This window comes from Priestia sp. P5_B4 (assembly GCF_056400385.1).
Genome location: NZ_JBFULJ010000981.1, coordinates 1 through 1,334 on the forward strand (window position 1 = coordinate 1; position 1,334 = coordinate 1,334).

Annotated in this window: 2 protein-coding genes; both read left to right on the top strand. The window is 41.4% G+C overall.

The features are described from left to right. Positions 1-160, top strand: a 160-nt coding sequence (locus tag AC1DRF_RS28060) for a helix-turn-helix domain-containing protein (protein ID WP_477742318.1), incomplete at its 5' end; no start/stop codon positions are given. A gap of 128 nt (positions 161-288) precedes the next feature. After that, positions 289-1,334, top strand: a 1,046-nt coding sequence (locus tag AC1DRF_RS28065) for an FAD-binding protein (protein ID WP_477742317.1), incomplete at its 3' end; no start/stop codon positions are given.

Consider the following 1,334-nt stretch of genomic DNA (forward strand, 5'->3'; position numbering starts at 1 on the left):
AGCCAACGATCAATCGTTAAAAAAAACGGCGTTTGATTTACATATTCATATTAATACGCTTCATTACCGCTTGAAGCAAATGAAAGAACTAACAGACATTGATCCAAAAAGCGTAAAGGGTATCACGCTTTTCTACCTTGCGCTGTCTCTATTAGAGTAAGTGCGCCCTTCGTTAGATAAACATACAAAAAATGAGTTTTTAAAGCGCTTTTTTTTAGTTTTTTATCCATAGTCCCTCGTGGCTTCTGCAACTATAATAAGATTAAGAGATATATAAGGAGGAACGTTATGCTTAATGAACGAACAAAAGCAAAGCTCATTGAAGTTGTAGGATCAGCCAACTTTCAAGATAGCAGTGAAGCAAGACTCGTGTACTCTTATGACGCAACACCTAACTTTCAGTCGCTTCCTGATGCGGTTATTATGCCTGAAAACAAAGATCAAGTGAAAAGAATTTTAACGATATGCAACGAAGATCATGTTCCTATTGTGCCAAGAGGTTCAGGCACAAATTTAAGCGCAGGAACGTGTCCAACGCAAGGCGGAATTGTTCTTACATTTAACCGAATGAATAAAATTTTGGAAATTGATGAAGAAAATTTAACCGCTACCGTGCAGCCGGGTGTTATCACGTTAGACTTAATTAACGCCGTAGAGGCAAAAGGTTTATTTTATCCTCCTGATCCAAGCTCTATGAAAATATCAACCATCGGAGGGAACATCAATGAGTGCTCAGGAGGATTACGAGGCTTAAAATACGGCGTAACAAAAGATTACGTTCTTGGTCTTGAAGTAGTTCTCGCAAACGGTGACTGCATAAAGACGGGAGGCAAGTTAGCTAAAGATGTAGCTGGCTACGATTTAACGAACTTGTTTGTTGGTTCTGAAGGAACGCTTGGGGTCGTGACAGAAGCGATTTTAAAGCTCATTCCAATACCTGAAACAAAACAAACCCTGCTCGCGCTGTTTGAAGACATGGACGCAGCCGCTAAGACGGTTTCAGCTATTATCGCCAATAAGATTATTCCAGCTACGCTTGAATTTTTAGATCAGCCGACGTGTGAAGTAGTAGAAGATTTTGCGCAAGTTGGGCTACCAACAGATGTAAACGCTGTCTTATTGATTGAACAAGACGGTCCGCCGGAAGTGGTGAGTCGGGATATTGAAATGATTTCCCGCATCTGCAGCGAAGGAAATGCTGTATCTGTAAAAGTAGCCGCTTCGCAAGCAGAAGCAGAAGCGTTAAGTACAGCAAGAAGATCAGCTCTTTCTGCTTTAGCGCGAATGAAGCCAACGACCATTTTAGAAGACGCAACCGTCCCGCGGTCTAAAAT